Consider the following 19,996-nt stretch of genomic DNA (forward strand, 5'->3'; position numbering starts at 1 on the left):
TCTCTGTGCCTCTGTGGTTAAATCATCTATCCCTCTGGTTGAACCAATGTAAGGCGGGCGGCTTCAAGGTCCAGTTCTTGCTCCATTTTTCGGAGGATTTCATCATCCAGCAACGTACTCTGACGTTGTTCAATCAAAACGGTTCGTTCTACGTCGATCAGTTCCAACTGAAGTCGAATGGCTTGTTGGTAGAGTTCGGCAGGCCGCTGGGCGTTATCCGACGCCCTGAGCATTCCACTTAACTCATTGATTTTTAACTCGTATTCATTTTTCACGTAGCTCAGTACATCATCGTGTACAGAACCCGCCGAATGATTGGCTTCAAGATGCGTAATTACCTGTAACGCCATTGTCCGCCGTAGTTTGCGCTCTTCGTGTTTTTCATCAATCTGCTCCCGAACATTCAGGGCTTCAACAATCACGGGCAAGGTAAGTCCCTGCACAACCAGCGTAATTAAAATAACAATGAACGTAATAAACAGAATAAGGTCACGGGCAGGAAACGGTTGACCGTTGGGCAACTCATTCGGTAAGGCCAAGGCACCCGCCAGAGAAACTACGCCCCGCATACCCGCCCAGCCAATAATTGCCACCTGTTGCCAGCTTGGCCTGGCTTCTCGCTTTCGGATGCGTGCACTTAACCAACGGGGCACATAAGCACCCGGAAAAACCCAGACAATCCGGCACACAATCGCCACAGCGCTAATGAGTAAACCATACATAGCCGACTCGGGCAGTGAATACCCGTTCAGATTGGAGACAATCATGGGCAGTTGCAGACCAATCAGAATAAAGACCAGGCCATTCAGCAGGAAAACAACGATTTCCCAAACGGAATTAACCTGCAATCGACTATGGTAGGAAAACAACACCGATGTGCGGGTCGACAAGAAGAGGCCCGTTGCCACAGCCGATAGTACCCCGGAAATATGGAAATTTTCGGCAACCAGATACGCTCCGTAAGGGGTCAGCAGCGTTAGCGCTGTGCTAATTATGGCATCTTTACTAATGACCTGATGCACCCAGAACATGATCCAGCCAATCAGCAACCCGAGTGCTACGCTGGCAATGGCAATGCCAACAAATTGAAGTCCAGCTTCCCAGAGCACAAACTGGCTGGTCAGAATGGCAACCAGCGCATACCGGTAAATAATCAGGCTGGTTGCATCATTCACCAAACTTTCACCTTCCAGTATGGTATTGATGCGTTTCGGGACACTCAACCCCCGCATAACCGACGAAGCCGCTACGGCATCGGGCGGAGCAATAATAGCCCCTAGTAAATAGCCCTGTGCCAGTGAAAAATCGGGGATGACGGCATGAGCCACCAAAGCCACAATCGTAGATGTAAACAGCACAAGTCCAACCGCCAGCAAAGAAACCGATCGGCTATATAGCTTCAGTTCGGTGTTGTCGATCTGCCAGGCAGCGGCATAAAGCAAAGGCGGTAAGAAAATCAGGAAAACAGCATCTGGCGATAGTATATCTGATGGTAAGCCGGGTATCCAGCCAATCAGCAGTCCGACAATAACCAGCAGAATTGGGTATGATATTCGGAACCGCCGGGCTACCACCGCCAGCAAGGTTGTCAGGCCCAGTAAACCAGTTACAATTTCAATTGGATGCATTGAGTGAGGATGATTCGGGTAATAAGCTGTTTAAGCAGGACAAATTAGCTATAACTTTGTTAATCGACCTAGTTTGGTGGATACGAGTGTAGGACAAGTTTGAATTTGAATCACTATCTGTGCACATTATGCCTTCATTTTTTGACAGGATTACAGGATTAACAGGATAAGATAGAATTGTAGGCCAGAAAACCCTATCAATCCTGTAATCCTGTCAAAAAATGAAATCGGCTTATTAACAAACCGCTCCGCTATGAATCCAAATACTCGCCAACTTTATAACCACGCCCCCCAAAATAGCCAGTTAGTTGAGCAGGAAGAAAAACGTACCGATCTTGGTTTTGGCACTAAACTAACCGATTCGAAGGTAAGGCTGGTCAATCAGGATGGCAGTTTCAACCTGGCTCGGGCTAATGGGTCTCTTTGGGATCGGTTAAATGTGTACAACCGGCTAATCACAATGAGTTGGGTGCAGTTTTTCACCTGGCTCCTGGCAGCCTATCTGTTCACGAACACCCTATTTGCGGGTATTTATATGCTGGCCGATGCCAGTACACTCGTAGGTATCGACGACAAGAAACTAAACGGACCTTTCTGGAAGTGTTTCTTTTTCAGTTCACAAACTCTGACAACGGTAGGCTACGGCCATATTTCACCCAATAGTTTCCTGACAAGCTCCATTGCGGCTTTTGAATCTATGATTGGGTTACTGGCCTTTGCGCTGGCAACGGGCTTGCTATATGGGCGGTTTTCCCGCCCCGTAGCGCATATACGTTTCTCAAAACAATCGGTATTTGCACCTTATCTGGATGTGAACGCCTGGATGTTTCGGATCATTAATACCCGCGCTAACCAGCTTATTAATTTAGAGATAACAGCAACCCTCTCACGCCTTGAACCAAAAGGAGATGGTACGCTTACCCGAAAATATTATCCCCTTAATTTTGAGCGGAACAAAGTGGCTTTCTTCCCTGCAAACTGGACACTGGTTCATCCCATCACCGATAAAAGTCCGTTGTATGGCTCTACCCCTGAAGAACTTGAGCAGTCGGATACCGAGATTCTGATTTCGTTTCAGGCCTTAGATGATACCTTTGTCCAGAGCGTACACACGCGTTTCTCCTATCGATACGACGAAATAAAATGGGGTCACAGATTCCGTCCGATGTTTGATGGCGATCAGCAGACGAGACTTGATCTGGATAAACTCGACGAAACCGAAGAAGTTGACTTGAATTGATATATAGTTTGAGGTTTGAAGTCTGTAGTTTGACGTTGGCTGGCGCACAATTGCTTTCGCCGTTCCGATGGTGGAGTAAGCTAATCCCGAACTATAGACTTCAAACCGCAAACCCCAAACCTTTACTGAATGCTCCCTCCTTTTTTACGTCCCGGCGATACAGTCGGTGTTGTGGCTCCTGCCAGTTGGTTTCCGTATGAAGAATTAGCCGATGGGCTTCGAATTCTGCGCGATGACTGGCATCTCAACGTCATTGAAGGCGAAAGCCTGCATGCCATTGATGGCCCATTTGCTGGTTCTGATGATCTGCGCCGAGCTGATATTCAACGTCTGTTCGATGACCCGACCGTGAAAGCTGTGTTTGCGGCTCGGGGTGGCTACGGCTGTTATCGCATTGCCGATGGCCTGGATTTATTGGGTATTAAAGCAAACCCAAAGTGGCTCGTAGGTTTCAGCGACGTAACCGTACTCCTAAGCTTATTACACAACCATAATATTGTAAGTCTGCACGGTCTGATGCCCCGACAATTCGGCGATCCTGCCCGAGCTGCATCCCTGGAGTCGGTTCGGCAGTGGCTGTTTGGTGAATTCCCTGCGCATTATATTGTGCCAACGCACCCACTAAATCGGCCAGGGCATGCTAAAGGAAATCTCGTTGGCGGCAATTTAACTATGCTTGTCAACTCAATTGGCACACCGACCGATGTGGATTTCACTGATAAGATCCTCTTTATTGAAGACATCGACGAAACGCTTTTCTCGCTCGATCGCATGATGACCCAACTCCGTCGGTCCGGGCGATTGGAAAATCTGGCGGGTTTAGTTGTTGGTCAGTTTACTGATATGCGGGCTAATCAATCATTACCCTTTGGCAAGGATTCGTTCGAAATTATTGCCGATAAGGTCGCGGCTTATTCTTATCCCGTATTAGTCGATTTCCCCGCCGGTCACGTTGAGTTTAACCTGGCGCTACCCATTGGCAAATCGGTAGAGTTAGTCGTAGGGAAAGACAATGCACGACTTGAGTTTTTTCGACAGGATTAACAGCCGAGCGTTGGCTCGGCTAAGACGCGATTTGTCGGAATTGTAATCCTGTCTTACCCTCTTAATCCTGTCGAAAAAAAATGGCTCTCGCGAACTCTGTTATCTGGATTACTGGTGCGTCTTCTGGCATTGGCGAAGCCATCTCTTTGGCTGTAAGCAAACTAAGCAACGTTAAACTGGTGCTATCGGCCCGACGTGCGGATGAATTGCAGCGGGTGGCTACAGTAACGGGCTTGCCTGCTTCAAACGTGTTGATCCTGCCAATGGATATGACTGATTTAGACAGTCTGCCAGCGCATGTCGAAACGGTTCGCCAACGTTTTGGGCGAATCGACTACCTGTTTCAAAATGCCGGTATCAGCCAACGAAGCCTGGTTATCGACACTGATTTTTCGGTCTATAAGCAGATTATGGATGTGAATTTCTTTGGCGTCGTAGCGCTCACCAAAGCCGTATTACCGCTGATGTTGGTGCAAGGCAACGGTCATTTTGTGGTTACGAGCAGCGTGGCGGGTAAGCTGGCGACCAAACAACGCTCTGGTTACTGCGCCAGCAAACACGCGCTGCATGGTTTTTTCGATGCCCTTCGGTCCGAAATTTACGAAGCAGGGTTGCGCGTTACAATCGTTTGCCCCGGCTACATCCGAACGGCCATTTCTATCAACGCACTTGGGCCCGACGGCCATACGCATGGCAAAATGGATGAAAATCAAGAAGTTGGCATGGCTCCTGAGGACTTCGCACAACGACTGCTCCGGGCTGTTTCTAAGGAAAAAGAGGAAGTCTATATAGGCGGCTCCGAAATCTACGGCATCTACCTCAAGCGCTTTCTGCCGGGGTTGCTGTCGCGAATTTTGAGAAACAGGAAAGGGGTATAACGGTTTACGGTATTTGGTTTACGGTTGACTGATGCGTCAGCAACTCATACGTCAGCCAACCGTAAACCAAATACCGTAAACCATTATACTCTTTACTGCCCGCTCGCGGTTGTTAACTCCTTTATCGCAATACCCTTACTCGCAAATTCCATATAATCGGTGGTCAGGCGGCAGAGCGATTTCATGCCGAGTACAAAACCACCTTCGTCGATCTGAAAATCAGGCGTATGGTGCGGAGCGGCATCCTCTACTTTTTTACCCTTCGTCATACCGCCCAGAAAGAAGAAGAAACCCGGTACTTTCTGCTGATAGAACGAGAAATCTTCAGCGCCTGTCTGAGCAGGTGTCAGCTTAATATTGCTTTTACCCGCAACTGCTTCGAGCGAAGGAATCATCTGATCCGTTAGTTTAGGATCGTTGTAGGTAACCGGATACATGACATTAATTTTTACATCGGCCTGAGCACCGGCACTTTCCGCAATGTTCGTCGCAATTTCACCAATACGCCGATGAACCAGCTTTTGCGCTTCGGGACTGAATGTGCGAATGGTGCCGATCATATTGGCTTCTTCGGGAATAATGTTTTGCCGAATACCACTGTGTAAAGCGCCTACGGTTACTACAGCCGCGTTATCAGTAAGCGTTACGTTACGGCTAACAATAGTTTGCAAACCCATCACAACCTGAGCCGAGGTCACAATTGGATCAACACCCGACCAGGGAGCGGCTCCATGTGTTTGTTTACCTTTGATTTTAATGGCATATGAATCGACCGCGGCCATTGTGGCACCGGGCCGATATTTGATCGTACCGACTTCGGTTTGCGAGTTAATATGGAGACCAAAAATGGCGTCAACTTTCGGATTTTCCAGAACACCTTCCTTGACCATCAGATAAGCGCCACCTTCTTCACCTTCGGGAGCGCCTTCTTCAGCGGGTTGGAAAATAAACTTAACCGTGCCGCGCAGATCATTTTTAACGGAGGCCAATATTTCGGCCGTACCCATCAGAATAGCGACGTGCGTATCGTGGCCACAGGCATGCATCACACCCGTTTGCTGCCCATTGTATTCGGTTTTCACCTGGGATTTGAACGGTATATCAACCCGTTCTGTTACTGGCAACCCGTCAATATCGGCCCGTAAAGCCACAACAGGGCCAGGCTTTCCACCTTTCAGCAAGCCAACTACGCCCGTTTTTCCAACGCCGGTTTTCACCTCCATACCAAGCGACTGTAGGTGAGCCGCTATTTTAGCTGCCGTTTGAAACTCGCGATTACCTAACTCTGGGTGTTCGTGAAAATCCCGACGCCAGGCAACCACTTTCTTTTCCAAGCTCTCAGCGGTTTTATCCATTCGTGCGTTTAGCGTTGTGCTCTGCCCGAACGTTGTATGCGCGATAAGGCCAATGAAGGCCAGTGAAGAAACAAATAGCGTATGTTTTTTCATCAATATGTATTTTTTGGCACTGGTTTATTTGTAGTCCAAGTTACACATAACACAGTATAAAATATGGCGCTTCACATAATATCTTCAAAAAAGAACAACATAAGCTACTATATAACAATTTTATATTGTCTAATTTCAGCAACAAACAGAATCAGCTCTTTAAGGGTATAAGCTCAGGTTTCAGAGATTTCAAGGAAACGTAAATTGCTTTTGAACAAGGGTTTACCAACTTTATAAGCGTTTTCTATTTACTCATTCCTACCTATGACCCAACTACAACAAAACAAACAGAATGCCATTAGCTTCTACGACTTAATGTTCAACCAGTGCAAGCCTGCTGAGGCTATTGCATACTACGTTGGCGAAACGTATACGCAGCACAATCCGATGGTTAGCGATGGAAAAGAAGCATTCATCAATTACTTCGAGCGAATGGCCAGGGAATATCCCGGTAAACAGGTAACAGTTAAACGGGCTATTGCCGAAGACAATCTGGTTGTTCTGCACTGCTTGCAACACTGGCCAACAGCAGACGGGAAAGGTATCGAAGATTGGGCTGGTATCGATATTTTTCGGTTTGATGACAACGGAAAAATTGTTGAACACTGGGATGTATTGCAGGTGGTTCCGGCTACATCGGCAAACGATAACACGATGTTCTGATGAAACTAAAAAACTTACTTTTTCTGCTGGCCTTCCTGGTCTTAACACCCATTCTTACCGCAAAGGATATTCACCTTGCATCGCCCAATGGCCGTATCGTTTTCGTATTCAATCTAACCAAAACAGCACCTACCTACCGGGTTCTATTCAACAAAAAGGCGCTTATTGACAACTCGGACCTGAATTTGGTCTTTAAGGAAAATGGCGTTTTTGGGCCAAATCTTATCCAGCAAAAACCAGTTATCCGGGAAATTAACGAGACCTATGAACTGGTTGTAGGTAAGGTTAAAACAGCCCGCAATCACTGTATAGAAGCCATTATTCCAATGGTAGAGAAAGGCACGTCTGGACGACAGATCAATCTAGTTGTGCGGGTATTCGATGATGGCGTGGCATTTCGTTACGAATTCCCAAAACAACCCAACTGGTCTTCGTATACACTGACCGACGAAAATACGACCTTTCGACTAACGCAAGACCCTACGGTCCGGGCGTTATTTCTACCCAACTTTACCACCTCACACGAAGGCCTGTACACCAAGACTCCGCTCAGCAGTATCAAGAACGATACATTGATGGATATGCCCGCCCTGTTTGAGTTTCCCGACAAAACCTATCTGGCCATTACCGAAGCGGCTTTGACGGATTATGCCGGAATGTATCTGACGAAGAAAAATACGATTCTAACCAGCCAGCTTTCGCCTTTGCCCAAAGAACCCGGCACAAAAGTGAAGGCCGTTTTACCACATCAAACGCCCTGGCGGGTTATGCTTATCGGCGATCATGTAGGAACGCTGATTGAGTCAAACATCCTCACCAGTCTGAACGAACCGTGTAAAATACCGGACGTATCGTGGCTGAAACCGGGTAAAACGACTTTCCCCTGGTGGAATGGCAACGTAACCGCCGATTCGACCTTCGCACCGGGGAATAACTTCGAGACCCAGAAATACTATATTGATTTCTGCGCCAACAACCACATTGACTACCACTCAGTGGTTGAGTATGGTTTGCACGAATGGTACGTAAATGATGGTGCCGGTTTTGTACCAGGACCAAATGTGAATGCCGCCAAAGCCGTGCCCGGTTTGGATATGCAGCAAGTTTGCGACTATGCGAAAAGCCGGGGCGTAGGCATTCGGGTGTGGGTGTTCTGGACGGCACTCTATCCCAGATTGGAGGAGATTTTTACCCAATATGAGCACTGGGGGCTTAGCGGTCTGATGGTCGATTTTATGGACCGCGACGACCAGGAGATGGTCAATATTCAGACTGAAATTCTACGTTCGGCAGCCCGTCATAAATTACACATTCAATATCATGGCGCTTACAAACCAACGGGAATGCACCGCACCTACCCGAATGAGCTAACGCGCGAGGCAACGCTCAATTACGAAACCTGTAAATGGAGTGGAGTAGATACCCCCGACCACGACATCACGTTTCCGTTTACGCGCTTGCTGGCCGGACCAATGGATATGCACCTTGGTGGTTTCCGGGCAGTACCCGACAATCAATACAAAATTCAGTACACCCGGCCGCTCATGCATGGAACCCGCTGTCATCAATTAGCCATGTACGTCGTGCTGGAAAGTTTTCTGGGAATGGTCTGCGATTATCCCGATGCCTACAAAGGACAACCGGGTTTTGATTTTCTACAGCAGGTGCCTACCATCTGGGACGAAACCCGTGTTCCAAATGCGGATGTGGACCAGTACATAACCGTGGCTCGGCGCAAAGGAACCGACTGGTACGTTGGCAGCATCACTAATTCAAAATCCCGTGATCTTACCATCAAATTAGATTTCCTGCCCGAAGGCAATTACACGGCTGAACTCTATTCCGACGCACCTGATGTTGCACAAAATCCCAACCACCTAACACAACAAACAAGAACCGTTACTCGTAACGATACATTAACAGTGAGCTTGGCAGCAGGCGGTGGGCAGGTGATGCGATTACGAAAACAGTAGACTGGCGCGGGTATTGCAAGCTGGCGCGGGGTATTCACTCGCGTCCATTCCCACATCAGTATTCACTGACGAAATTATAGACACGAGTGAATACTCGCACTAGCTTACGGAAACAAAGTTGGATACTCCCTGTTTTGACTTCATACTCAACGAATAACAGTCATGATCCGAACATACATTAACGCCTTCCAGATTGGCGTTGTTGCTGGCATGCGTAGCATGATGGCCCCAGCCCTTGTCAGCTATAAACTATCGCACACGTCCCCAGAACCATTAACTCAGTCAAAACTTCATTTTCTGGTTTCGCCCAAAGCAACGATCGCATTAGAACTTATGGCGGGTGGTGAACTCATTGGTGATAAACTTCCAAGCGCCCCCGATCGCACCGGACAACCTCAACTATGGGGTCGAATTGCATCAGGAGCTATGTGTGGGGCGGCCCTGACTGAGGCTGATAAGCAGCCTATTACATACGGAGCGGTTCTAGGTGCCGTGGGTGCAGCCGTTGGTTCGTTTGCCTTTTTTCACCTGCGCCATTGGCTAACCCACGAGAAAGATATACCCGATCCCATCATTGCGTTAGCTGAAGATGCGTTAGCCATTGGAGCGGGCTTGATGATCATAAAAGAAGATAGCTCGTCAAAAACGGCATCTTAATTGTATACAGATTTATTCGTTATCAGAAAAGGCGCACATAACAGGGCGCCTTTTCTGGTATAAACACCCAATAATCTGATCACCATGTTATCTTTGCAGTCCCAAAATTACTCGCATCAATAGCTCCTTTGACATGAATAATGGATACTGCACACTGTAAAATGTGCACTGGGGTAACCTTACTATTATTCATCATACATTATTCATTCTACATTAGTTTATGCAGGTTCTTAAATTCGGTGGCACCTCGGTCGGTTCCGTAGAAAGCATCAAACAAGTCATCCAAATCATTGATAATCATCGCCAAAACGGTGATCAGATAGCCGTTGTATTCTCGGCTATGGGGGGCGTAACAAACCAGCTCATCGAAATTGGACGAATGGCGACGTCGGGAGAGCCGGATTATATGGAACTGGTCCGACGAATTGAAGACCGGCATTTCAATGTGGTGAAAGCGTTGATTCCCGTAAAAGAACAAAGCAAAGTATTTGCCCACGTTCGGGGCATTATCAATGAACTGGAAGACCTGCTACGGGGTGTATCGCTCATTCGCGAATTGACACTGCGCACGCATGACCTCATCACCAGTTTTGGCGAACGGTTATCCACAACCATCATCACCGAATGTGTAAAAAGTCGGGGGATTCCCGCGCAATTCTGCGATGCCCGTCAGATTATCAAAACCGATGCCCAGTTTGGCCAGGCTGAAGTAAACTATTCCCTTACGAATCAACTCATTCAGGAGCATTTTGCGAAGTCCACAACTACGCAAATGGTAACGGGTTTTATCGGATCAACTGAAAAGAACGAAACGACAACCCTTGGGCGGGGTGGCTCAGATTATACGGCCAGCATCCTGGGCGCAGCGCTAAATGCCGAAGTCATCGACATCTGGACCGACGTTGACGGCATGATGACGGCCGATCCACGCAAGGTGCCGAATGCCTTCAATATCCCAACGATCACCTACGCCGAAGCAATGGAACTCAGCCATTTCGGTGCGAAAGTGATTTATCCACCTAGTCTACAACCGGCGTTCGCCCGTAACATTCCGATTCGCGTACTCAATACATTCAATCCTACACACGAAGGCACGGTTGTGAGCCGCACCGCCGAACGTCGGCAATACACCATTACGGGTATTTCAAGTATCGACGATATTGCCCTCGTCAACGTACAGGGATCGGGCATGATTGGCGTAGCGGGTGTATCGGCAAAGTTGTTTGGCGTATTGGCCGCGCATAAGATCAGCGTCATTCTGATCTCGCAGGCATCATCGGAGCATTCCATTTGTTTCGCTATCGACCCACGTGGGGCTGAAAATGTAAAGACCATTTTAGATGCCGAATTCGCGACTGAAATTGAACACGGCCATATCGATAACATCGCCATCGAGCGCGATTTGTCGGTGATTGCGACAGTTGGCGAAGGCATGAAAAAAAGCTCAGGTATTGCCGGAAAATTATTTTCGGTACTGGGTAAAAATGGGGTTAATATCGTAGCTGTAGCGCAGGGATCATCGGAGATCAACATCTCGGTAGTTATCAACAAAAATAACCTTTCCAAGGCCCTTAACTCGCTGCATAACATCTTCTTCCAATCCGAAGCACGGGTACTTAACCTGTATTTAGTTGGCACCGGATTGATTGGCAAAACACTCCTGAAACAGATTTTCGATCAGTCTGAATACCTGCGCACGGAAAAGCTGCTAAAAGTATGCGTTGTGGGCATGACGAACACCAAAAAGATGCTCCTTGACCCAAAAGGCATCGCCCTGGATGACTGGCGTGAACGAGTACTCACGGAAGGCGTTACCACATCGCTACCTGCGTTTGTCGACAAAATAAAAGATTACAACCTACCTAACTCGGTGTTCATTGACTGCACATCAGACAAGGATATCGTGCAGTTTTACGAGTCGCTTTTGGATAGCAACATCTCCGTTGTTACGCCCAATAAAGTAGCCAATTCCGGCCCTTATGCCGAGTATCGGCGACTACAACGGACTGCATTGAACCGGGGGGTTAAGTTTCTCTACGAAACTAATGTTGGGGCGGGTCTGCCTATCATCAACACCGTTCAGGGATTGATGACTTCCGGCGACCGTTTCCTGAAAATAGAAGCGATTTTATCGGGTACTTTATCCTTCATTTTCAACACATTCCGCCCTGGTACGTCCTTTGCTAATGTAGTGCGTGAAGCCAAAGAAAAAGGCTACACCGAGCCTGACCCACGCGATGATTTGAGCGGCCTGGACGTAGCTCGAAAAATTCTAATTCTGGCGCGTGAAGCCGGTTTTCCACTCGAACCAGAGGATGTCACCATAACGCCTTTATTGCCTGAGTCCTGCCAGGCTGCCCCTACCGTTCCGGCATTCTTTGAGGAGTTGGAGCGCAATAATGATTACTTCGAGAATCTGCTGGCCGAAGCAACAGCCAAAGGGGAGAAACTACGATTTGTCGCCCGTTTCGAGAATAACAAAGCGACCATTGGCCTTCGCTCGGTCGATTCTGAACATCCATTCTACCAGCTAACCGGTGCCGACAACATCATTTCATTTACGACGGAACGCTACAAAGATCGCCCGCTCGTCATCAAAGGCCCCGGTGCAGGCGCTGAAGTAACGGCCTCGGGCGTATTTGCCGATGTGGTGAGTATCGGGAGCTATTTGGCGTAAGTCAAACCAAAACTTGTTCGATTATATGTCTTTTAATAAAGAAATAGAATCAACATCAGATGGAAGAGAATATTGCATACCTCAACGAGTACCACTGACAGCAGAGCAAAAAAATGATCAGGAAAGTCTCCGAGCAGCCCTTGATGTCATTGCAGGAGTGCATCGAGCAAGCAAAGCGGCTCAAGGACCAGCCCCTCAAAACCGCGCCGAAAAAGTCGCAGTAGACAAGCCGCTTTGAGTTGAGAGACGACAGCAAATTTCTGGCATTTGAGGCTATTTACTTACGATGACCCTGTATTGTAATCAAATCATTGACCAATAGTTACAATTCAAGCATATTTGCTACGCCAATAGCGACAAGGCGTAATCTTACTACAGCACTATGCGATTTTATTTTTATCCGACTTATCTTTTACTTCTTTCACTTCCCGTTTTTGGCCAACAGAATACCTCTTCAAAAGATCCTACGGTAGCCTTAGAAAACTTTGATTTTAAAGCCATTGATTACGCTTCCTTAGATTCAACATCCCGCGATTACATCAAGTCAATTGAGTATAGCCTGTATCATCGATTTGATGAAGCCGAGGCCATAATGAAGAAAGTCGCTTTACAAACAAGCTCCCCATTTAGCAAAGTTGCTCGTTATTATTTATTAAACGAACTCTACTTCTGGCGCGAAAAATATGCTGACTATGTGCAGTTTTCCAACCAAATTAATGAACGACCAGAAATGTATGATCTGGCTAAGTCATTGGCTACTCATCCGGCAGCGCAAATCACTTTCTCGGTAGATAGTTTACTAATTCCGGTAACTATTAAAAAGCATAGCTACATCATTGCCAACGTATCTTTGAACGGAAAACCAGCAAGGCTCATTCTCGATTCGGGCGCTAATTTTTCAATTATTTCTCAGTCGCTGAGTGAAAACCTGAAGTTGCACCCTTTAACGACTATAAACTTTCTGAACTCCGTTGGCACAACGATCAAGGAGCCTGTTGGTATGCTTGATTCTCTGTCCATTAGCAACGTTCAGTTTAAGGGTGTACCTGTCATTTATACGGCAAAAAGTAAGTTTTTCAAACGCCTACACGTTGATGGTTTACTAGGCTGGGATATTATACATAAACTTTCCTATACTGCTAACTTCAAAGCCCAAACGCTGACAATTCGGAAGCCCGTTTTGGATACCACGGCCGAGAAGAACCTGTTTGGCATAGGGCATCCTATAGTGGTTGTTCATTCTGAATCTGGTAATCAACTCAATATGTATTTTGACTCTGGGTCAGATGGAGTTGATTTACGAGAGAAAGGTACCGCTAAGCTTGGAGTGTATAAGACGAAGAGAAGGCCAGGGGCAACCTTTGGAATTGGTAAAATGAAAATGGGCTTGTTTCGTTATGTGAAGGATTTTACATTTCAGACAAACGGCCAATTATTCAGTCGCAAATCCACTTATTTATCGCCCGTTGAGCACACCTATTTGAATATTATTTGTGATGGCATTTTGAGTAATACGCCATTCCAAAAGGGGAAACTTACCATTGATTATTTGAACAACCACTTCGACTACTGCGACGAGTAAAGCGCAAAACCGCTAAAAAAATCGTAATTTCGCAGACGACCATAGCCCTTTCCTGTGCTGACTGATACCCAACAACAACCCCTCGTTGAACGCATTCGTGACATCGGTCATGCCGAAGCAGTCCGGCGTTTTTTTGGGTTGCTGAAGGAGCTGATCGACATTGTCAATCTGCCTAATGGCGATGCCCGGCTGGCGTTTGTGGTGAAGCCCGATAAATCGTCGATTACAGCCAATATCAATTTCTTTCAGGCCTTACGAATTCAGAAGCCCCGGCGTGGGGAGGTTGAGTATCACTTAACGATTAAAAAATCGTATCAGGATCGGCTGAAAAGCATTGAAGAATTAGTCTTTGAGCCCCTTACCGAAAAGTCAGATTATTTGGCCGTTATCATTGGGCAATCGAACGTCCATCTGCTCTATCAGCCTGCCTTGCGTACATGCTGGGAGGATTGCCTACTCGAACTGGTGGAGAGTACCAAACGCGGCCCGCACCTCGCCCGGCACAATGCAGATGTGTATCGGGCAGCCGAAGATGAAGCCTTTTTGAGTGAGCTTATCCGCCTTGCCGATGACCCGACGCTTGGGGATCGGGTCTTGAATGAGGATAGCGTAGAAGAACCAGGAGGAGAATATGAAACAGGGCCGAAACTCCCTAGTCAGCCCCATAACCTTATTTTGTTTGGCCCACCAGGTACGGGTAAAACATTTGCTTTACAGCCCTATCTACGCGAGCAAAATTCCAATCTGATTACGTTTCATCCCTCCTACAGCTATGAAGAGTTTGTCGAGGGCATCAGGCCGGAAGTGATCAACGGCCAAATCAGCTATCGGATACGCAGAGGTATTTTTCACAAAGCTTGCTTATCGGCTATTCAGCAGGCTGGTTACGGTACAATGGCCGACTGTCTGAACGACTCACCGGAAACCCGTCGTCAGAAATTACAAAAAGCACCCGTCCATTATCTGCTTATCGACGAGGTCAACCGGGCCAATGTAGCCAGCGTATTTGGCGATTTGATTACATTACTTGAATCCGATAAACGACTGGGGGCCGAGAACGAATTGTGGTTAACCCTACCCTATTCGCAGGAGCGATTTGGCGTACCTATCAACCTGTTTGTCATCGGGACGATGAACACTACTGACCGCTCCATTGCCTTACTGGATATTGCCCTGCGCCGACGGTTTTCGTTTCGCGAAATGCGGCCAGACCCAACGGTTCTGGGAGAAATTGATGGAATACAGTTGGGCCAACTGTTACGGACAATAAATGAACGCATCGAGTGCTTACTTGACCGCGATCATCAGATCGGTCATGCCTATTTAACCAACGTTGAAACCTATGCCCAGTTATGCGACGCTTTCCGCGACCGCATCATTCCATTGCTTCAGGAATACTTTTTCAACGACTGGGCTAAAATTCAATTGATTCTCGGTGATAATCCGGCCTGGGGCAAAGATCCCGATCAACGGCTTGTCTGGATCAAGAAAAAATATACCGCCAATGCCACCAGCAAACTATTTGGCGAGGTGCCCGACGCTATGGACGAAGTAATGACCTATGAAATTAATCCTCATTTGCAAAAAGGGGAATATGACCAGGTTCCGATTGACACGTTTATCCGAATTTATCAAAAATTAACGTAGCCTGGACGGCCACGTCCGGGTGGGGAAATTCTACATTATACTACCCGGACGTGGCCGTCCAGGCTACAAACCAAGATGAAAGCACTCGTTCTTACGGAATACAATCAGTTCGATCTGCAAGATCTACCCAAGCCAACCATCAAACCCAATGAAGTACTCGTGCGCGTACAGGCGGTGGGTATCTGTGGCTCCGACGTTCACGGTATGGACGGCAGCTCTGGCCGACGCATCCCACCTATCGTTATGGGCCACGAAGCCAGCGGCATCATCGCTGAAGTGGGGGCTGATGTACGAGCCTGGGCCACTGGCGACCGCGTTACCTTTGACTCGACGGTATATGCACTGGACGACTGGTATAGCCGTCGGGGTATGTATAACCTAAGCGACGGACGTGAAGTAGTAGGCGTATCGACCCCCGATTTCAAGCGTCAGGGCGCGTTTGCGGAGTTCGTAGCTGTGCCGCAGCACATTTTATACGCCATTCCCGATAATGTTAGTTTCACACAGGCCGCATTGGTTGAGCCCGTAGCCGTGGCCCTCCATGCCGTTAGTCTGACGCCTATTCAAGTCAATGATTCGGCTGTGGTAGTCGGTGCGGGGATGATTGGACTGTTTGTAATCCAGGCGCTAAAACTGGCGGGTTGTGGTGCCATCATTGCCATTGATCTGGACGATGACCGGCTCGCACTGGCGCATTCACTGGGCGCGACACATAGCATCAATGCGCGAACCGGTGATGTAGCAAATCAAGTGCAAAGTCTCACACACGGACGCGGTGCCGATGTTTCATTTGAAGTAGTAGGTGCTGGCCCAACGGTTAAAACCGCCATCGACTGCGTTCGGAAGGGAGCGACAGTTACACTAGTAGGCAACCTTGCTCCTACGGTTGAGATTCCTCTGCAAGCCGTTGTAACACGCCAGTTACGATTACAAGGCTCTTGTGCTATCAACGGCGAATACGAAGCAGCCTTAGCGCTGATTTCGTCTGGCCGTATGAACGTTGAAGCAATTCTCAGTGCCGAGGTGCCATTAGCGGAAGGAGCAAATTGGTTCAAACGGCTTTATGATAAGGAAAAGGGGTTGATTAAGGTAGTACTAAAGCCGTAATGACAATTACTGAGCTGGGGTATATTGAGTAAGCCAATCCCCAATCTGTAGTTCAAGTAAATTATTTGATAGAACCGTAATTGTTGCAGGACTATTAGCACCGCATTTGACGGATGGGCAACTAGACAGGAAGTCCCTATACTGAATAATCACTCCATTTCGCTTAAATCGGCTGGCAGAACAGCAGGGGGCCGACGTGAGGACGCCATTTCTGCGATAAATAAGCGTACCATCGGGTCGATATTCTGTGTCATAATAGGCATCCGTATCGTACACGGCCCATACAGTATCATTCACCCCACGCGTCTGTAATACATGCCAACGTTTGTACAGCAAGCCAGCGGGCCCTACAGAATCGTCTGTTTGGCAGGCAGCAATTACAATCAGTAATAAGGCGGTTGAGAGTAGGCGGTTTTTCATATTAAGGATAGGCTTGATACGTAGCTACTCCACGTTCTTGCCTAATGATCAGGCGATTATATCTTAACTCTTCTATCTGCCAGGCGTTCCCTGGCGATGCGCAGTCAACCGCTACGCAGGTAGGATTTGGCGTTCGTTCGGGAAAAGGGATTGCGGCTACATCAACCAGGTCTAACGTACTGCCCTTACGGTTAAACTGAGCGGGTGAACAACAGGGATCATACTTCCCGTCTGCGCCATATAGAATCATGCCATTAGGTGTAAACGTAACGATGGACCATGGGTTGGCTGGTGATACATCCACAGGTTGCCCATTGGTATATTGTATCTGTGTCATTCGCCACGTTCGATACAACAAATCACCGGGACTTGCTTCGTCTGTATGGCAACTGGTTATTCCAGCCATCATTAGAAAAATGCACAGCCAATGTTTCATATCTTTTCTCATTTTGAGAGTAGATGACTCTCATCTAAAGCATTTAGTTGGAATACGTATTGAAAATTATGTCTACTACTCCTATACGAATTGCCATCATTGGCCCCGGCAAAGTGGCTCACCTACACGCCCAGGCCGTTTTGCAAACACCTGACACCAAATTAGTCGCTGTTTACGGCCGAACCTATCAGAAAGCGGAAGACTTCGCGAACCAATATGGCATTCGAGCCTACAGTGATATATATGACATGGTCGACCGTGAAAACGTGGATTTATGCCTTGTTTGCACTACGCACCCAGCCCACCGGGAGCCTGCTGTTGCCGCACTCAATGCGGGCTCTCACGTGTTGGTCGAAAAACCATTGGCCTCAACGCTCGAAGACTGCGATGCGATGATTGAGGCTGCTAAACAGAACAACCGCTATCTGGGTGTTATCAGTCAACGGCGATTCTATGCGCCATCCATGCGTATTCGGGAAGCCATTGATACCGGAAAGATTGGGAAGCCCGTACTCGGCACTATTCAAATGCTGGGCTGGCGTAGTGAAGTATACTATAAAAGTGACGACTGGCGGGGGACCTGGGATAAAGAAGGCGGGGGTGTATTGGTCAATCAATCGCCACACCAGTTGGATTTACTTGTGTGGTACATGGGCGAAATAGATGAGGTGTACGGCGTTTGGCGTAACCTGAACCACCCCTATATCGAGGTCGATGATACGGCGCTGGCTATCGTAAAATTTAAAAATGGTGGCTTGGGGAATATCATCGTGAGCAATTCTCAAAAGCCTGGAATCTTTGGAAAAGTACACGTGCATGGCGAGAATGGCGCATCCGTAGGCGTTCAGACGGATGGGGGAGCCTTGTTTATTGCCGGTATGTCGAGCATTACCGATCCCCCCGTCAATGACCTCTGGACCGTACCCGGCGAAGAGAATCAGTTAGCTAAGTTCATAGCCGAAGACACGGCATTCTTTAATACCATTGACGCGACGGTTTATTACTTCGGCATACAAATCGCCGATTTCCGCGATGCTATCCTCAACCATCGTCCACCACTGGTTACAGGCGAGGATGGTCGCCGGGTAGTTGCTCTGTTCCAGGCCATCTATGAATCAACCCGAACGGGGTTGCCTGTGAAAATGTAAAAAGGAGAAAAGGGAGGAGGGGGAGTAGAGGGACGAAAGGGTGTTAATGAATTACCTTTCGTCCCTCTACTCCCCCTCCTCCCTTTTCTCCTTTTTTAGAATTAATTCGCGGGATCTACTGGCGTGCTGGTATTATTATCGCGTTCGGTTCTCGGATACGGAAAATAGTTACGATTCCGTTCCGAACCAGCAACCCCTGGACCAGGCCGACCAAACCGACGGCTGTCTTCAAGCCGGAAGCCGGTGTAAGCCAGTTCAATACTACGGTTACGAAGTATTTCCAGTAATAGGGCATCTGACGTTTGCGCACCGCTGTAAGCAGGCAGAGCCGCTCCCAAACCGAATACATCTGTCGAGGCAGTTTTTGTCAGCACCTTATTCAGCGCTGTAACTGCATTAGCCAGATCACCTTTACGAGCATATGATTCAGCTTGAATCAGCAGGATTTCACCGGGTAGATACACCGGGATGGGGGCGTTATTGGCAGTATAGAATCCAGTTCCCAGGTTAGCTTTACTGTTGGTTGTTTGCGTATAAAAAGCAATCCGTTTATCGGCGACATCCGGGGCAAGTACAGCCGGCAAACCAAGACTAACATTGGTTGGTGCCACTACGTTAACATTCCCGAACGCATAGAAAAAAAGCGGATTTCGGGAGTTATCATCGAAATTGAAAACCGACTTCTTCGTCAGATCGACCTTTGCTGCTGCGGCTAGTGCTTTATCATAATCCCCGGCAAAGAGTGCATACCGGGCAATCAGTGCCTGAAGCGTATTGGGAATATCGATACCCGGCACAATTTTACCCGTAAAGTTTGCCGACACGGGTGCAGATGCTACCTGCGTTGCTGCCGACTCAAGGGATGCAATCGCTTCCTTCAGCAACTGTAATCGGTCGACAAACGGCGAATTTTCCTGCGATAAAATGGGGGCTGCCTGAAAGAACTGCGCCAACGTACCCAATGACAACGCCCGAAAGATAGAGGCATAGGCTACAATACCACTTTTTGTACCCGCATCACTAACAACACCCGTATTCGCTAACACGAGGTCGGCATTGGCGCGGATCAACTGGCATTGAGTCCAGATCGTACGGACAACCCCATTTGAGTTGGTCACGTTGGCCTGCCCCTGTTGTAGCGCGAACTCTTCGCCATTACCCTGGTTAAGTACGGTCAGTTCATTGGTGGTCAGGCCACCCGCCGATACAGCACTACCGATCACGCTGCCGCCCCCGCCAACCGAATATCGGTATTGGAGACTATTACAAACCGTAATTAAGCCATCTGCCGAACCAACAACCTGTGGCTGGCTGGCTGTGCTGGGATTGAGGTATTCCTGCGTACAGGCATTTTGCAACAGCAGCAAGCCTGATAATACGGAGGTCATAAGAATTTTTTTCATGTGTATGTGTATATGAGTTGATAGCCAAAGGCTTTGACTAGCGAC

General features: G+C 47.9%; 17 protein-coding genes. 12 read left to right on the forward strand and 5 right to left on the reverse strand.

Translation table 11 applies throughout. The features are described from left to right. Positions 1–26: 26 nt before the first annotated feature. On the reverse strand, positions 27–1,628 hold the full coding sequence (locus tag ACYVGO_RS20870; protein WP_460970930.1) for a Na+/H+ antiporter: 1,602 nt from the start codon (positions 1,626–1,628) through the stop codon (positions 27–29). A 253-nt stretch (positions 1,629–1,881) separates the two neighbouring features. Here ACYVGO_RS20870 and ACYVGO_RS20875 point away from each other — a divergent pair, with 253 nt between their 5' ends. The 3 genes from ACYVGO_RS20875 (at position 1,882) to ACYVGO_RS20885 (ending at position 4,790) form a co-directional block, all read left to right on the forward strand. After that, positions 1,882–2,868: an ion channel gene (locus ACYVGO_RS20875; protein ID WP_460970931.1), complete on the forward strand. Its 987-nt coding sequence runs from the start codon at positions 1,882–1,884 to the stop codon at positions 2,866–2,868. 129 nt (positions 2,869–2,997) lie between these two features. Next, positions 2,998–3,912: a S66 peptidase family protein gene (locus ACYVGO_RS20880; RefSeq protein ID WP_460970932.1), complete on the forward strand. Its 915-nt coding sequence runs from the start codon at positions 2,998–3,000 to the stop codon at positions 3,910–3,912. Positions 3,913–3,992: 80 nt separating this feature from the next. Continuing rightward, positions 3,993–4,790 carry an SDR family oxidoreductase gene (locus tag ACYVGO_RS20885; protein ID WP_460970933.1) on the forward strand — a complete coding sequence of 266 codons (798 nt, stop codon included), beginning with the start codon at positions 3,993–3,995 and terminating at the stop codon, positions 4,788–4,790. A gap of 92 nt (positions 4,791–4,882) precedes the next feature. On the opposite strand, the gene ACYVGO_RS20890 is transcribed toward ACYVGO_RS20885, so the two are convergent. Next, positions 4,883–6,238, reverse strand: a complete 1,356-nt coding sequence (locus ACYVGO_RS20890) for an amidohydrolase (protein ID WP_460970934.1) — start codon at positions 6,236–6,238, stop codon at positions 4,883–4,885. A gap of 264 nt (positions 6,239–6,502) precedes the next feature. Here ACYVGO_RS20890 and ACYVGO_RS20895 point away from each other — a divergent pair, with 264 nt between their 5' ends. The 8 genes from ACYVGO_RS20895 to ACYVGO_RS20930 all read left to right on the forward strand — a co-directional run bounded on the left by ACYVGO_RS20895 (position 6,503) and on the right by ACYVGO_RS20930 (position 16,544). Next, a complete protein-coding gene (locus ACYVGO_RS20895) occupies positions 6,503–6,901 on the forward strand; it encodes a nuclear transport factor 2 family protein (protein WP_460970935.1) in 399 nt (132 codons plus the stop codon). After that, positions 6,901–8,874 (forward strand): glycoside hydrolase family 97 protein, encoded by a 1,974-nt coding sequence (locus tag ACYVGO_RS20900; RefSeq protein ID WP_460970936.1) that lies wholly within the window; start codon positions 6,901–6,903, stop codon positions 8,872–8,874. The genes ACYVGO_RS20895 and ACYVGO_RS20900 overlap by 1 nt, the downstream gene beginning before the upstream one ends. A 162-nt stretch (positions 8,875–9,036) precedes the next feature. Further along, on the forward strand, positions 9,037–9,531 hold the full coding sequence (locus ACYVGO_RS20905; RefSeq protein WP_460970937.1) for a DUF4126 family protein: 495 nt from the start codon (positions 9,037–9,039) through the stop codon (positions 9,529–9,531). A 220-nt stretch (positions 9,532–9,751) separates the two neighbouring features. Then, on the forward strand, positions 9,752–12,208 hold the full coding sequence (thrA, locus tag ACYVGO_RS20910; protein ID WP_460970938.1) for a bifunctional aspartate kinase/homoserine dehydrogenase I: 2,457 nt from the start codon (positions 9,752–9,754) through the stop codon (positions 12,206–12,208). Positions 12,209–12,233: 25 nt separating this feature from the next. Continuing rightward, a complete protein-coding gene (locus tag ACYVGO_RS20915; protein ID WP_460970939.1) occupies positions 12,234–12,446 on the forward strand; it encodes a hypothetical protein in 213 nt (70 codons plus the stop codon). Positions 12,447–12,590: 144 nt separating this feature from the next. After that, positions 12,591–13,790 (forward strand): retropepsin-like aspartic protease, encoded by a 1,200-nt coding sequence (locus ACYVGO_RS20920; protein WP_460970940.1) that lies wholly within the window; start codon positions 12,591–12,593, stop codon positions 13,788–13,790. Positions 13,791–13,844: 54 nt separating this feature from the next. Continuing rightward, a complete protein-coding gene (locus ACYVGO_RS20925) occupies positions 13,845–15,437 on the forward strand; it encodes an McrB family protein (protein ID WP_460970941.1) in 1,593 nt (530 codons plus the stop codon). Positions 15,438–15,512: 75 nt separating this feature from the next. Then, positions 15,513–16,544: a galactitol-1-phosphate 5-dehydrogenase gene (locus ACYVGO_RS20930; RefSeq protein ID WP_142776872.1), complete on the forward strand. Its 1,032-nt coding sequence runs from the start codon at positions 15,513–15,515 to the stop codon at positions 16,542–16,544. Between the two features lie 6 nt (positions 16,545–16,550). On the opposite strand, the gene ACYVGO_RS20935 is transcribed toward ACYVGO_RS20930, so the two are convergent. Together ACYVGO_RS20935 and ACYVGO_RS20940 are read right to left on the reverse strand one after the other, a co-directional pair. Beyond that, positions 16,551–16,964, reverse strand: a complete 414-nt coding sequence (locus ACYVGO_RS20935) for a hypothetical protein (RefSeq protein WP_460970942.1) — start codon at positions 16,962–16,964, stop codon at positions 16,551–16,553. A 1-nt stretch (position 16,965) separates the two neighbouring features. After that, positions 16,966–17,400: a hypothetical protein gene (locus ACYVGO_RS20940; RefSeq protein ID WP_460970943.1), complete on the reverse strand. Its 435-nt coding sequence runs from the start codon at positions 17,398–17,400 to the stop codon at positions 16,966–16,968. 68 nt (positions 17,401–17,468) lie between these two features. On the opposite strand from ACYVGO_RS20940, the gene ACYVGO_RS20945 reads away from it, so the two are divergent. After that, on the forward strand, positions 17,469–18,548 hold the full coding sequence (locus ACYVGO_RS20945) for a Gfo/Idh/MocA family protein (protein WP_460970944.1): 1,080 nt from the start codon (positions 17,469–17,471) through the stop codon (positions 18,546–18,548). Positions 18,549–18,649: 101 nt separating this feature from the next. Here the strand turns inward: ACYVGO_RS20945 and ACYVGO_RS20950 are convergent, their stop codons facing one another. Further along, entirely contained in the window at positions 18,650–19,951 is a 1,302-nt protein-coding gene (locus tag ACYVGO_RS20950) for a RagB/SusD family nutrient uptake outer membrane protein (protein WP_460970945.1), read from the reverse strand. Positions 19,952–19,996: the final 45 nt, after the last annotated feature.

Source organism: Spirosoma migulaei (genome assembly GCF_054776855.1).